This window comes from Caulobacter sp. BE254, from assembly GCF_031457295.1.
GTDB lineage: Bacteria > Pseudomonadota > Alphaproteobacteria > Caulobacterales > Caulobacteraceae > Caulobacter.
Map to the genome: position 1 here is coordinate 370007 of NZ_JAVDWJ010000004.1, position 13428 is coordinate 383434.

Here is a 13428-nt window from a genome sequence, read left to right on the forward strand (position 1 = left end):
GCATCGGTGAGGTGAAACCCGTGCGCGTGGCTGATCGCCCCCTTGCGAAACCCCTCGCGATCCTGACAGAACCGACGGGTGACGGAACACAGGACACAACGCCTCGCCGCACTGGACGGCCTGCGGGCCGTGGCGGCGCTGGGGGTGCTGCTGTACCACGTCGCCGACTGGTCGGGACGGCCGGGCCGGTTCGCCCACGGCTATCTGGCGGTGGATTTCTTCTTCTGCCTCAGCGGCTTCGTCCTGGCCCACGCCTTCGAGCGGCGCGAGATCGGCTGGCCGGCCTATCTGTGGATCCGCGTCGTGCGGATCTGGCCGCTGCTGGTGCTGTCGACCCTGATCGGCGCGATCCTGACCTCGCGGCACAGCCCGCCGTTCTGGCCCAACCTGGCGCGCGGCCTGCTGCTGGTTCCGCGCCTGGGCCATCCGGCCGAATGGACCTTCCCCACCCTGTTCCCGTTCAACCCGCCGGCCTGGTCGCTGTGCCTGGAGGTGATCGTCAGCGCCCTGTGGTTCCCGCTGCGGCGAGCGCCCGACCTGGTCGTCGCGGCCATCGTCTTCTGCAGCGGGGCGGTGATGGCCTGGGTCGCGCTGGGGCTGAACGGGGTCGAGACGGGCTGGGACCAGGCGACCTTCTGGCTGGGCGTGGTGCGGGCCACCTTCAGCTTCGGCCTCGGCTGGCTTGGCTGGCGCTACCGGGCCCTGGCGCCGCGACCCCGCCTCGTGCTGCCGGCCGTGGTCCTGCTGGCGGTCCTGGTCATGCCGCTGGCGCCCCGGCCCTGGAACGGGGTCTACGACTTCGCCTGCGTGGCGGTGCTGTTCCCGCTGCTGGTGCTGACCGGCGCCCACGACCCCAAGGGCGCGGCCGGCGCGCTGTGCCGGACGACCGGCGACGTCTCCTACCCGCTCTACGCGCTGCACTGGGCCACCTGGGCGGTGATGCTGCGGCTCTATCCCGACGGCTGGAGGCCGCTGCTGCCGGTGTGGTTCCCGGCCCTGGCCGTGGTGCTGGCGCCAATCGTGGCGTGGATCGCGTTCCGGCTTTACGACGCGCCCGTGCGGCGATGGCTGCGCGCTTGGAGCCCCGCGACGAAGACGCTCAGCATCGGATAGCGCCCGTCCCCGGCCGCTGCCCATCCATCCAGTCGACCGCCTCGACCACATGGTCGCGCTGGCCGTCGAGGATCGCGGTGTGACTGGCCAGGACGTCGATGACCACCGCGCGGCAGGCGCGCCCGGCCGGGGCGACCTGGGCGGCGCGCCAGGCGCGGTCCAGCGGCTTGTCCGGCGTCCGGCTGGCGACGATCACCGCCACCGGGATGGTGGGACGCAGCGGCGGCAGGGCGTCGACGGCGGCCAGGCCGGGCAGGAAGGCCCGCTCTTCCCGCAGGCTGGCCTGGACGCTGCTGCGCCCCGTCCAGGCCTTGCGCCGCCGGGCCGCCGCCTCGGCGGCCGGCGAGATGTCGTCCAGCAGCGGGACCAGGCGGGTCAGGCCGACGGCGCGGGCGAACGGCGTGAAGCCGGCCAACCGCGCCTCGCGCTTCAGGTCGGCCATGGCCAGCGGCTGGTCCTTGACTTCGGTCCCTACGGCGTCGACCAGCACCAGCCCCGCCGTCCGCGCCGGCCACATCCGCGCGAAGGCCTCGACATAGAGCCCGCCGTTCGAATGCCCCGCCAGGATCACCGGCCCATCGCCCTCCTCGGCCGCCACCAGCGCCTCCAGGCGCGTGGCGATGGCGAGCGGCGAGCGGTCCAGGTCGTGGATCGCCGCCAGGCCGACGCCGTCGCGGTCGTAGGCGCAGACCCTGCCCTTGGCGGCCAGGTCCTCGGCCACCAGCGACCAGTCGGCCGCCCCGCCGAACGCCCCGGCCTCGAGGATCACGGTCGGACGCGAGGTCTTGCGGCCCAGGCATTCCAGTTGGCCGCCCGCGACGCCCTCCGGCCGGAGCCCCCCTTGCGTCGCGCATCCGGCCAGCAGCAAGGCGACCAACAGCACGGTCATTGGTTTCATAGGAGGGTCCCGGTCGTTGCGCCCATTCGACGACGGCGGGCCGCGAAGTCAAACGTCCGGCAAACCAGGACGTGACGGGCTGAGCCGATGATGCTTTCCTGCCCATCGACACGTCGCGAGGATCCATGCCGACAAGCCTTCTGATCGCCGGCCTGCTGGCCGCCGCCTCCAGCCCCGCCGCCCCCGATCCGCTGGCCTATTTCGAAGGCGCCTGGGACTGCGCCGGCCGCTTCGAGCCGTCGAAGAAACCCCTGGCCTCGGCGATGGTCTTCAGCCACGACCCCGACACCGCGGCCTTGCTCAAACGGCATCGCGACGCGGCGCCGGGAACCTACAAGGCGGCGGAGACCTGGAGCTTCGCGCGGGGCGCGGGCGGCTTTCGCGCCGCCATCGCCGACGGCTTCAGCGGCCTGCGCTGGTACGCCTCGCCCGGCTGGGAAGGCGATCGCTGGACCTGGACCCGCCAGGGGGCGAGCGAGCCAGGCGAGCAGTTCATCTATGTCCGCACCGGCTCGGCGACCATGACCGTGGATTGGATGATTTCGCGGGCCGGCGCGCCGATGGTCCTGGGCGACACCCTGGCCTGCAGGAAGGCTTAGGGTCTGTGGGTTTTGGGCCGAATTCCTCGTCCTTCGACAGGCTCAGGATGAGGAATTCTACTCAGCCGCCTTACCAGTAGCCCTCATCCTGAGCCTGTCGAAGGACGAGGGCGGCGCCTCGACGCCAAACGCCCAACTCCACACACCCTAGGACGCCTTCTTCCGCGCCGCCGACTTCCTGGCGGCCGGTTTCCTGGCCGCGGGCTTGGTCGCCGCGCCCGGCTTCTGGCCCAGGCTCTTGCGCAGGGCTTCCATCAGGTCGACGACATTGGTGTTGTCCGGCTCCTCGACCGTGACCTTGGCCTTGCCGCCCTTTTCCTTCTGCTTGATCAGGGCGCGCAGGGCGTCCTCGTAGCGGTCCTTGAACTGGCTGGGGTCGAACGGGCCTTCCTGCTGCTCGATGATCTTCTCGGCGATGGCCACCATCTGCGGGTCGGCCTTCCGATCGGGAATATCGTCGAACAGCTCGGCGGAGTCGCGCACCTCGTCGCGGCTGCGCAGGGTGTAGCAGACCAGGCCGTTGTCGCGCGGCTCGATGGCGAGCAGCCGCTCGCGCGTATGCATCACCACCCGGCCCAGGGCGATCTTGCCCGCCCCGGCCATGGCGTCGCGGATCACGGTGTAGGCGTCCAGGGCCAGCTTGCCGTCCGGAACCAGGAAATAGGGATTGTCCCAATAGAGCCGGTCGATGTCGGCGGCGTCGACGAAGCGCTCGATGTCGATGGTGCGGGTGCTTTCCAGCCGCACGCTCTGGATCTCCTCGGGCGTCAGGATCACGTAGTGATCCTTCTCGTACTCGTAGCCCTTGACCAGTTCCGAGCGGTCCACCGGCCCCAGGTCCGGATCGGTGGCGATCATCTTGATGCGGTTGTGGGTCTTGGGATGCAGCAGGTTGAACCGCACCTCGCCGCCGGGGCTGGTGGCCGTGTACATCGCCACCGGACAGGTGACGAGCGACAGCCGCAGGTGGCCTTGCCAGGTCGGCCTAGGCGCCATGACCTCAGGCCCTCCCGCCGGCCCGCACCGCCAGGGCGCGCGGCGGCGCCAGGGCGAGCTTGGCCCCGTCCGACTTGGTCCCCTTCGCCTTGGCCAGGGCCGGCGCCCGCACCGGTTCGCGTAGCTGGGCGACGAAGTCGTCGCGCCAGGCCGTGACGTCCTGGCGGGTGACGTTGTCGATCAGGCTCTCGAAGCGCCGCTTGCGCTCGTCCAGGTCCATGTTCAGGGCCCGGGTCAGAGCGTCGGAGATCTCTTCGGGGCTGTTGGGGTTGATGATCAGCGCCTCCTTCATCTGCCGCGCCGCGCCGGCGAAGCGCGACAGGATCAGCACGCCCGGGTCCTCCGGCGTCTGCGAAGCGATATATTCCTTGGCCACCAGGTTCATGCCGTCCCGCAGCGGGGTGACCAGGGCGGCCTTGGAGGCGCGATAGACCCCGGCCAGCTCGTCGCGGCGGTAGCTGCGATTGAGGTAGCGGATCGGGTTGTAGTCCATGTCGGCATAGGCGCCGTTGATCCGGCCGATCAGCCCGTCCAGCCGGGCGCGCAGGTCCTGGTAGGCCTCGACCTCGTCGCGCGAGATCGGGGCGATCTGCAGCAGCATGACCTCGCGGCGCGCCTGCGGATTGTCGTGCAGGAAGCGTTCGAAGCCGATCAGCCGCTCCTCCAGCCCCTTGGAATAGTCCAGGCGGTCGACGCCGACGACCATCTTGCGGAATACGCTGTGGGCCATCAGCCGGTCGTAGACGCGCACGGCGCGCGGGCTTTCCTTGATGCGGGCGAAATCCTCGGCGTCGATGCCGATCGGGAAGGCCGCGGCCTGGGTGACCTGGCCGAAGGCGGTCAGCCGCCCGTCCTCGGTGCGCTCGCCGCCCACCTCGTTGAAGACGTAGCCTTCGAAGGCCTGGACGCTCTCCTCGGTCTGGAAGCCGACCAGGTCGTAGTGGAACAGCGCCTCGACCAGCGGCCGGTGGCGCGGCAGGGTCACGACCAACTGGTGGGCCGGCCAGGGGATGTGCAGGAAGAAGCCGATGCGGTTGGTCACGCCCAGCCGCCGCAGCTCCCGCGCCATCGGGATCAGGTGGTAGTCGTGCACCCAGATGATGTCGTCCGGCTCGATCAGCGGCAGCAGGGTCTCGGCGAAGCGCCTGTTGACCCGGTCGTAACCCTCGCCGAACGAACGGTCATAGGCGGTCAGGTCGACCCGGTAGTGGAACAGCGGCCACAGGGTCTTGTTGGCGTAGCCGTTGTAATATTCCTGGTAGTCGCCCTCCTCGAGGTCGACCGTGGCCACCGTCACACCCTCGACCTTCTGCATGTTCAACTGGCCGGTGAACTCGGTGGTGGTCTTGCCGCTCCAGCCGAACCAGATGCCGGAATATTCCCGCAAGGCCGCGGCCAGGGCCATGGCCAGGCCGCCGACGCTTTCCTCGCCCTTGCCGACGGGTGGATTGACGCGGTTGGAAACGACGATCAGACGGCTCATGCGGCGGCCCTTCCGATTGAAGCGCTCAGCCAGTCGAGCACGGCGTTGAAGTCGTTCAGGCGATAGGTCGCCTGGGTGGGACGCTCGGACGGGCCGACCAGCACGCCGTAGCCGCCCAGGCGGGCGGCGGCGGTGAAGCCGTCCTCGTCGGTCAGGTCGTCGCCGACGAACACCGGCGCGGAGCCATCGAACGGAACCTCGCGCAGGAAGGCCGACACCGCCTTGCCCTTGTCCTGGCCCGGCGTGCGCAGTTCGGCGACCATGTCGCCCAGCTGCAGCACCAGCTCCGACGCGCTCGCCAGCCGCTCGGCCGCCTCGATCACCGCGTCGGCCGCCGAGGGCGCGTTGCGATAGTGCAGGCCGACGCTGAGGCCCTTGTCCTCGAACAGCAGGCCCTTGTCGCCGCGCGCCAGGTCACGCAGCACGTCGCGGGCGTGGTCGATGTCGGGATGGGGCTGGACGCGGTCGACGCCGTTGACCCCGCGGCGCACCAGGCCGTGGACGGCGGCGACGAACTTCACCCGGTCTTCCAGGATGCGGTCGACATCCTCCAGCGCGCGGCCGCTGACGACGGCCAGGCGACCGTCCAGCGCCCGCGACAGGGCGTCGAGCAGCGCCGCGCGCCGCGGGTCGGGCCCCACCTGGTCGGGGCGGGGCATGATCGGGGCCAGGGTTCCGTCAAGATCGAGAAACAACGCCGCGCGGGGCGGCAGGGCGAGTGGTGGTGGCGGCAAATCGCTCGGCGCACGCCGAACGACTGACCCGAACGCGGTCATGGCGAGAAGGCCCTCTCCGATGATTACAGGCCCTTGAAACGCGCGTTGGCGGGGTTTCGATCCCCCGAAAGACGGCCAAGCCGGGTCACGATGCGCTCACGGGGATGTGCGCGAACGGCGGTTGACCTTGAAATCCTAGAGGGTGGCTGCCTTCAGGACGGCCTGGCCCAGGGCCGTGTAGTCGCCGTCGAAGTGGTGGCCGCCGGGCAGCCTGACCCGGCGGATCGTGTCGGCGGGCAGGCTCGGACAGATGTCCAGCCGCTCCTTGTCGCCATAGATGCAGGTCATCGGCAGGCCCTTCAGCGCCTCGACCGCCGGGGCCACCGGGAAGGAGTCGGCGGTCGGACGGTTCAGCCAACTGGCCGGATGGAAGGTCAGGTCGCCGTGCGAGCCGGTTCCGATCAGCACCAGCCCCTGGATCTGGCCGCGCAGGTCGGCCGGCAGCAGGGGCACGATGGCCGGCAGGGCGTCGGCCCCGAACGAATAGCCGACCAGCACGATCTTGCGCCGGCCCCACTGCGCCTCGCGCCGGCGCAGCTGATCGGCCAGATCGTCGGCCAAGGCCTGGGGCGGGCGCTTGCCCAGGAAGTAGCGCAGAGAATTGACGCCCAGCACCGGCACGCCGCCGGCGGCCAGCGCCTTGGCCACGCCCTGGTCCAGGCGGCCCCAGCCGCCGTCGCCCGAATAGAGCACGGCCAGGGTGTCGCCGGGCGCCGTGGCCGGCGTCTCGACCAGGCGCGGCGCGACCTTGGCCTCGGCGATTCCGGCGAAGGCCAGGCCGAGGACGGCGGCGAGGGTCAGAAGGCGAGCGCGCGGGGTCATGCCCTCATTGGTCCTCCTCAATCTTGGCCATGCCGGGGCGAAGGTGGGGCGACGCGGCGGCTTTGGCCGGCCCCCGCCCAGATTACGGCGAATTCACTTCGCCCGTTCCGCTACACGTGTAACGCTACAAATGTAGCGCCACTTCCAATCGCGAGGCCGCCGTGATCGAATCCCTGCCCAGACGCGAACGCGAGGTCTTCGAGACCCTGTGCCGGCTGGAGGCCGGCACCGCCGCCGGCGTCCGCGCCGCCCTGTCCGACCCGCTCAGCGACTCGGCCGTCCGCACCCTGCTCTCGCGCCTGGAGGCCAAGGGCCTGGTCGAGCGGACGCCCGGCCCCGACGGCTTCCGCTACAGCCCCGTCCAGCGGACCGAGACCGTCGCCGCCGGCGCCCTGCGGCGGATGATCGACACCTTCTTCGCCGGCTCGGCGGCCAGCGCCGCCACGGCCCTGCTGGGCCTGGGCCAGCGCCTGACCCCGGAAGAGGCCGCCGCCCTGGAGCGGATCATCGACCAGTCGGTGGAGCGCAAGCCATGACCTGGACCCTGCTCGTCTCCCTGCTGGTCAAGTCCAGCCTGGTGGCCGGGGCCGGCCTGGCCTGCGCGCGGTTCCTGACCCGGCGTCCGGTCGAGCGGGTGGACATCCTGCGCGCCACGGTCTGCCTGCTGCTGGCCCTGCCGGTGATCATGAACGTCCTGCCCGTCCTGGACCTGGCCCTGCTGCCTGCCTCGCCGCCGCCCGTCCCCCTCGCCGCTCCGGCCGGTCTGGCGGCCGAGACCACCGCCAACATGGCGACGCCGAGCGCCTCGCCCTGGCCTTCGCTCGGCCTGGTCGGCGGCCTGTGGCTGCTGGGCTTCGCCGCCATAGCCGGCCGGCTGCTGCTGGGGCTGCGCACTCTGAGCCGCTGGACCCGCCAGGGCCGCCCGGTGACCAGCGGCGACTGGCTGGCCCCGCTGGAAGGCCTGGCGCCCGAGGACCGTCCCGACCTGGTCTGCAGCGACAGGATCGCCAGCCCGCTCAGCTGGGGCGTCGCGCCCGGCTCCATCCTGGTCGACCCGGCCAGCCTGGCGCAGCCCCGCGCCGCCCCGGCCATCCTGGCGCACGAAATGGCCCACCTGCGCCGCCACGACTGGATCTTCCTGGTCCTGTCCCGCCTGGCCCTGGCGATCTTCTGGTTCAACCCGCTGGTCTGGCGCCTGCACGCCGTGCTCGGCGAACGCTCGGAGGAAGCCGCCGACGCCGCCGCGGTCCAGACGATCGATCGCGCCCTCTACGCGCGGGCCCTGATCGGCCTGGCCGCCTGCCCCGCCCCTTCCGCCCGCCCTGTCCTGGGCGCCGCGACGGCCATGGCCGCCGACGCCCGGACGCTGAAGACAAGGATCGCCTGCCTCATGACCGACACCGCCGCCCGCCGCCGGCCGCTCACCGTGGCCCTGGCCATCGCCGCCCTGGCCGCCGTCGCCACGCCCCTGGCCGCCCTGGCCGTCACCCGCCAGGACTGGGTCGCGCCGCCGCTCCCGCCCGCGCCGCCGCCGATTCCGGCGCTCGCGGTCCCGCCCGCGCCCCCGGCTCCCCCCGCCCCGCCCGCCCCGCCTGCCCCACCGCTGGAAACGATCGTCATGGCCGCCCTGGGCCCGCCGCCTCCGCCGCCGCCTCCCGCGCCTCCTCCGCCCCCCGCTCCGCCCGAACCGCCACCTCCCCCGCCGCCGCCGCCGCCGCCGCCTGAACCTTCGACAGGCTCTGGCTACAGCTATTTCCGGTCCGCGACGCCCGAGGAGGCGAAGGCCGCGATCGAGGCTCGCGCCCGCGCCGCCGAAGCCCGCGCCCAGGCCGCCGAGGCCCGGCGCCAGGCCCACGAGGCGCGGGACCAGGCCCGCCGCGCCGCCGACCAGGCGCGCCTCCAGGCCGACCAGGCCCGGGTCAATGGCGAACAGGCTCGCAGGATCGGCGAACAGGCCCGCCAGGAGGCCGCGCGCCAGATGGTCAAGGCCCGCGCCCAGATGGCCCAGGGGGCCGTTCAGATGCGCCAGGGCGCCCAGCAGATGCGCGACGAGGCCGCCCGCCTGCGCAACCCCGCCTACCGCGCCAAGCAGATCGAGGACAACCGCGCCCGGGGCAACATCGTCACCGACGCCGAGCTGCGGGCGCTGATCGACAGCCTGCCCTCACAGGCCGACGACCTGGACCGCCAGGCCGACCACCTGGCCCAGGAGGCCCGCACGGCCAGCTAGGAGACCAGCGTCTCTGAAGAGTGTCGGTCGCCCTAACCGTTGTCATCCCGGAAGCCTCGTAGAGGCTGTCCGGGACCCAGGGGACTGGGCTGGCGCGTTGCGGTTCACCTGGATCCCGGACAAGCGCTATGCGCTTTCCGGGATGACAACAGGGAAATGCCGCGCCGAACTTGGCTGACAGCCCCCCTCACCCCAACCGCTTGATCGCCGCCTTCAGGGGCTTGGCGGAATCGAAATAGTCCTCCCAGGCCGTGCTCTTGGCGATCAGGGCGGGGACGGTGCGGATCGTGTACTTGGTCGGGTCCAGCCCCGCCTTCACCTGGGTCCAGTTCAACGGCATCGACACCGTCGCCCCGGGCCTGGCCCGGGCGGATAGAGGCGCGACGGCGGTCGAGGTGCGGTCGTTGCGCAGGTAGTCCAGAAAGATCCGCCCCTCCCGCGCCTTCTTGCTCATGGTGATCAGGTACCGGTCGGGGGCGTCGGCGGCCATGCGGGCGCAGACCTCGCGGGCGAAGGCCTTGGCGGCGTCCCACGGCACCTTGTCCGAAAGCGGCGTGACCACGTGCAGCCCCTTGCCGCCGGTGGTCTTGCAGAAGCTGGCCAGGCCCAGTTCCTCCAGCCGGTCGCGGATCTCGCGGGCCCCGGCGATCACGTCCTCGAAGGTGACGCCCGGCGCGGGGTCGAGGTCGAACACCAGGCGGCCGGCGACCTCGGGATCGTTCGGCTGACAGTTCCACGGATGGATCTCGACCGCGGCGATCTGGGCGGCGGCGATCAGCGCCTCGATCCGGTCGAACTGGATGTAGGGCTGCTTGTCGCCCTTCACGCTGACCAGTTCGATCAGCGACGACATCCCGCGCATGGCGTGGCGCTGGAAGAAGGTCTCGCCGCCGACCCCGTCCGGGACCCGGATGATCGAGGCCGGCCGGCCCTTGATGTGCGGCAGCATCCATTCGCCCACCGCCGCCATGTAGCCGGCCAGGTCGATCTTGCTGGCCGGCGCGCCGTCGACATCAGGCCACAGCGGCTTGTCGGGCTTGGAGATCGTCACGCCCAGCACGATGCTGTCCGCCTTGGCGGTGACGGTCGTCTGCGTTTTCGGCGCCGCCTTGGCGGCCTTCGGGGCGGCTTTCGGCGTCGGCTCCGCCAGCTCGGCCGTCTCGGCCGAGGCGGGAACCTCAGCCTCGACCTCCGCGGCCGGCTTGTCCTCGCGCAGGCCCTTGAACGAGGCCTGGCGGATCGAGCCGTCGCCGGTGAAGCCGGCATATTCGATCTCGGCCACCAACTCGGGCTTCACCCAGTGGACATTGGCGGCCTTGCGGGGCGCGCCCTTGCCTTCGAACGGCGAGGTGTCGCTCTCCAGCGCCTTTAGCCGCGGCAGCAGCTTACCGACCTTGTCGCGGCCAAAGCCCGTGCCGATCCGGCCGACATGGGCCAGCTTGCCGTCGCGATAGACCCCGGCGATCAGCGAGCGGAAGGCCGCGCCTGTCGTCGTCCAGCCGCCGATCACCACCTCGTGCCCGGCCCGGCACTTGGCCTTGGTCCAGGTCTCGCTGCGGCCCGAACGGTAGGGCGCGTCCAGCCGCTTGGAGATGATGCCTTCCAGCTCCAGCTTGCAGGCCGACAGCAGCACCGCGTCGCCCGCCGTCTCGAAATGGTCGACGTAGCGCAGCCGCGCCTCGTCCTGCCCCATCATCGTCTTCAGCCGCGCCTTGCGCTCGCGCAGCGGCAGGTCGCGCAGGTCCTCGCCGTCCAGGGCCAGCAGGTCGAAGGCGAAGAAGATCAGGTCGCCGCTGTCGCCGTCCGACAGGGCCGCCTGCAGACCGGCGAAGTCGGGCTGGCCGGCCGCGTCCAGGGCCACCACCTCGCCGTCCAGGATGCTGTCGGGCAGGTCGGCGGCGGCCTCGGCGATGGCGGCGAACTTCTCGGTCCAGTCCAGGCCCTTGCGGGTGCGCAGGGTCGCCCGGCCGTCCTCGACGCGCAGCTGCACGCGGTAGCCGTCGAACTTGATCTCGTGCGCCCAGCCGGGGCCGGTGGGCGGGCGGTCCAGGGACTTGCACAGCTGGGGCTCGATGAAGTCCGGCAGGACGGCGGGCTTTCCTTTTTTACTCCGTTCATCCCGGCGAACGCCGGGACCCAAGCTGAGCTTATTGCTTCGCGCAGCGCCGGAACCGCCATGGCCGCTTGGGTCCCGACTTTCGTCGGGATGAGTGGATTTGAAAGTGCGCGTCTCCAGCGCCTCCTTCTGCGCCGCCTCGCGCTCGGCCTTGGTGCGCGAGGTCCAGACCGCGTCGCCCTTGCCCTTGGTCTTCAGGATGAACGGCGACGGCCCCCGCCCCTTGCCGGCCGCGATGTCGGCCATGGTCCGGCCCGAGGCGATCGAGGCGTCCTCCTCCAGGATCGCGGTCCCCTCGCCCGGCCGCGCCGCCTCGTCCTTGTGCTTGATCAGCAACCAGTTGGAGCGCTTGCCCCCTTCTTGTCGCTTGGGGCCATCCTTGGCGTTGCGGTCCCAGTTCATCCGCACCAGCACCCACGAGCCGTGCAGCCGCTCGCCTTCCAGCACGAACTTCAGCTCGCCCTTCTTCAGGGCCTTGGCCACGTCCTCGAAGCCTGGCTCGGGCGACCAGTAGCCGCGGTCCCACAGCTGCACCGTGCCTCCGCCGTACTGGCCCTTGGGGATCGTGCCCTCGAAGTCGCCATAGTCCAGCGGGTGATCCTCGACCTCGACCGACAGCCGCTTGTCGGCCGGATCCAGCGACGGACCCTTGGTCACCGCCCACGACTTCAGCACGCCGTCGACCTCCAGCCGGAAATCGTAGTGCAGGCGCGTGGCGTCGTGCTTCTGGATGACGAACCGCGCGTGCGGCGCGGGCGCGACGGCCGTGTCGCCGCTGGGCTCGGCGGTCTTGTGGAAGTCGCGCTTGCGGCGATATTCGGCGAGCTGTCCCTGGGCCATGGCGAGATTCCCTGTCTGCCGCGGCATTTTCAAGCGAAGCAGACCCCGGCTTCTTGAAGAAAATGCGCAAAACAAAAAGCCGGAGCTCCGGCCCGACGTGGTCAGGACGGAAAAGGCTCTAGGGAAATCACCGCCCGGGGGTGGTGGTTCCGGATCGCTCGGCGTCGATCCGCTTGACCAGGGCCTTGGGCGCCAGGATTCGCCAGGCCTGGGCCAGCAATCCCGCCAGTTCGGCCTCGTCGATCGCGTCCAGCCGCACCAGCACGGCGGGGAAGCCTCGATAATGGTCGTCGTCGAAGAAGCGCTCGGGCGCGGCCTCCAGCAGCATCTCCTTGGTCTCGCGTCGGCAGCGCACGGCGATCACGCCCTCCACCACTTCGCGGCGAGCCTTGGGATGGGCGCGGGCCAAATAGGACCAGGCGATTCCCTTGCCGCGCACATCGAACGCCAGACGCCCCCCTTCCGGGCTGGCTTCGACCTCGGGCAGGGCCAGGGCCAAACGGTGAAGAGCGGCGAGATCGACCATGACCGCCGATGAAAGCGCCCAGAACGCGGGCGCGGCAATCCCCTTGCCACCGGCGCCGCGTGGCCGATTGTCAATGACACCGGTTTCCATTATGCACGACCAAAGCCCGTCGAACGGGACTGTAGTGTGTTAGCGCGAGGGAGGATTCGCGGCGTGACCGTTTCCGAGGCCGAGAGCGAGGTGTTCGCACCGGCGTCCATCGCACCCCAATTCGTCGACGCGCGCCTGAAGGGCGTGTCGGTCCCCGGCTATCCGGGCGGCGTCCTGCCCCAGTCCATGGCCGAGGGCTACGCGGTCCAGGACCTGGCTATCGACATGTGGCCCGACGAGCTGGTGGGCTGGAAGGTCGGCCTCGTCCCGCCGCAGCATCGCGAACGCCTCGGCGCCGAGCGCCTGGCCGGCTGCATCTTCAAGACCAAGGTCTGGGACGCGGGCGACGCGCCCACCCCGTTCCGCGCCATCGCCGGCGGCTTCACCGCCGTGGAGGCCGAATTCGTCATCCGCCTGGGCCAGGACGCCCCGGCCGACAAGACCGAATGGACCGCGCAGGAAGCCGCCGACTATGTGGGCGAGCTGATCGTCGGCATCGAGATCGCCGGCAGCCCGCTGGCCACGATCAATCTGCTGGGCCCGCCCATCGTCGCCTCGGACTTCGGCAACAACGACGGCCAGATCCTGGGTCCGGTGATCGAGAACTGGCGCGAGATCGCCTGGGAAGACATGCCGGCCGAGACGTTCATCAACGGCGTGTCCGTCGGCAAGGGCGGCGCGGCCTCGATTCCCGGCTCGCCCCTGGCGGCCCTGGCCTTCCTGCTGGGCCACGTCGCCTCGCGCGGCCGTCCGCTGAAGAAGGGCATGCTGGTGACCACCGGGGCCAGCACCGGCATTCATGACATTGCCGCGGGGGACACGTCCCGCGTAGACTTCGGCCCGTTCGGAAGCGTCGCCTGCGTCGCCGTCCCGGCTTAACGATCGGAAAACCGGCGGGGGCGTCGGAATAACTACAAGCCCAAGGGTGAGGATGTGACG

At 70.8% G+C, this 13428-nt stretch carries 12 protein-coding genes; 5 read left to right on the plus strand and 7 right to left on the minus strand.

The genetic code is table 11. The annotated features are described in order from the left end of the window. Positions 1-78: 78 nt before the first annotated feature. Positions 79-1113 (plus strand): acyltransferase, encoded by a 1035-nt coding sequence (locus tag J2X41_RS10575; RefSeq protein WP_310081711.1) that lies wholly within the window; start codon positions 79-81, stop codon positions 1111-1113. Here J2X41_RS10575 and J2X41_RS10580 read toward each other — a convergent pair. Continuing rightward, positions 1100-2002 carry an alpha/beta hydrolase gene (locus tag J2X41_RS10580; RefSeq protein ID WP_310081713.1) on the minus strand — a complete coding sequence of 301 codons (903 nt, stop codon included), beginning with the start codon at positions 2000-2002 and terminating at the stop codon, positions 1100-1102. The genes J2X41_RS10575 and J2X41_RS10580 overlap by 14 nt on opposite strands. Before the next feature lie 134 nt (positions 2003-2136). Here J2X41_RS10580 and J2X41_RS10585 point away from each other — a divergent pair, with 134 nt between their 5' ends. Next, positions 2137-2610, plus strand: coding sequence for a hypothetical protein (locus tag J2X41_RS10585; protein WP_310081715.1), 474 nt, complete (start codon positions 2137-2139; stop codon positions 2608-2610). Between the two features lie 147 nt (positions 2611-2757). Here the strand turns inward: J2X41_RS10585 and J2X41_RS10590 are convergent, their stop codons facing one another. From J2X41_RS10590 to J2X41_RS10605, 4 genes are all read right to left on the minus strand, one after another. Further along, the gene (locus J2X41_RS10590) at positions 2758-3606 is read right to left on the minus strand and encodes a Ku protein (protein ID WP_310081716.1); all 849 of its coding nucleotides are present in this window, start codon (positions 3604-3606) and stop codon (positions 2758-2760) included. 4 nt (positions 3607-3610) lie between these two features. Beyond that, positions 3611-5089 carry a trehalose-6-phosphate synthase gene (locus tag J2X41_RS10595; protein ID WP_310081717.1) on the minus strand — a complete coding sequence of 493 codons (1479 nt, stop codon included), beginning with the start codon at positions 5087-5089 and terminating at the stop codon, positions 3611-3613. Beyond that, positions 5086-5865 carry a trehalose-phosphatase gene (gene otsB, locus J2X41_RS10600; RefSeq protein ID WP_310081719.1) on the minus strand — a complete coding sequence of 260 codons (780 nt, stop codon included), beginning with the start codon at positions 5863-5865 and terminating at the stop codon, positions 5086-5088. The genes J2X41_RS10595 and otsB overlap by 4 nt, the downstream gene beginning before the upstream one ends. A gap of 135 nt (positions 5866-6000) precedes the next feature. After that, positions 6001-6687, minus strand: a complete 687-nt coding sequence (locus J2X41_RS10605; protein ID WP_310081721.1) for an AcvB/VirJ family lysyl-phosphatidylglycerol hydrolase — start codon at positions 6685-6687, stop codon at positions 6001-6003. 161 nt (positions 6688-6848) lie between these two features. Between J2X41_RS10605 and J2X41_RS10610 the strand changes: the two genes are divergently transcribed. Both J2X41_RS10610 and J2X41_RS10615 read left to right on the plus strand, forming a co-directional pair. After that, entirely contained in the window at positions 6849-7223 is a 375-nt protein-coding gene (locus J2X41_RS10610) for a BlaI/MecI/CopY family transcriptional regulator (protein WP_310081722.1), read from the plus strand. Further along, the gene (locus J2X41_RS10615) at positions 7220-8917 is read left to right on the plus strand and encodes a M56 family metallopeptidase (RefSeq protein ID WP_310081723.1); all 1698 of its coding nucleotides are present in this window, start codon (positions 7220-7222) and stop codon (positions 8915-8917) included. Before J2X41_RS10610 ends, J2X41_RS10615 begins: the two co-directional genes overlap by 4 nt. Before the next feature lie 187 nt (positions 8918-9104). Here the strand turns inward: J2X41_RS10615 and ligD are convergent, their stop codons facing one another. Then, complete coding sequence (ligD, locus tag J2X41_RS10620; protein WP_310081725.1) at positions 9105-11873, minus strand: DNA ligase D; 2769 nt, start codon at positions 11871-11873, stop codon at positions 9105-9107. A gap of 127 nt (positions 11874-12000) precedes the next feature. Continuing rightward, positions 12001-12399 (minus strand): MmcQ/YjbR family DNA-binding protein, encoded by a 399-nt coding sequence (locus J2X41_RS10625; protein WP_310081727.1) that lies wholly within the window; start codon positions 12397-12399, stop codon positions 12001-12003. Between the two features lie 153 nt (positions 12400-12552). Between J2X41_RS10625 and J2X41_RS10630 the strand changes: the two genes are divergently transcribed. After that, the gene (locus J2X41_RS10630) at positions 12553-13368 is read left to right on the plus strand and encodes a fumarylacetoacetate hydrolase family protein (protein WP_310081729.1); all 816 of its coding nucleotides are present in this window, start codon (positions 12553-12555) and stop codon (positions 13366-13368) included. Positions 13369-13428 lie beyond the last annotated feature (60 nt).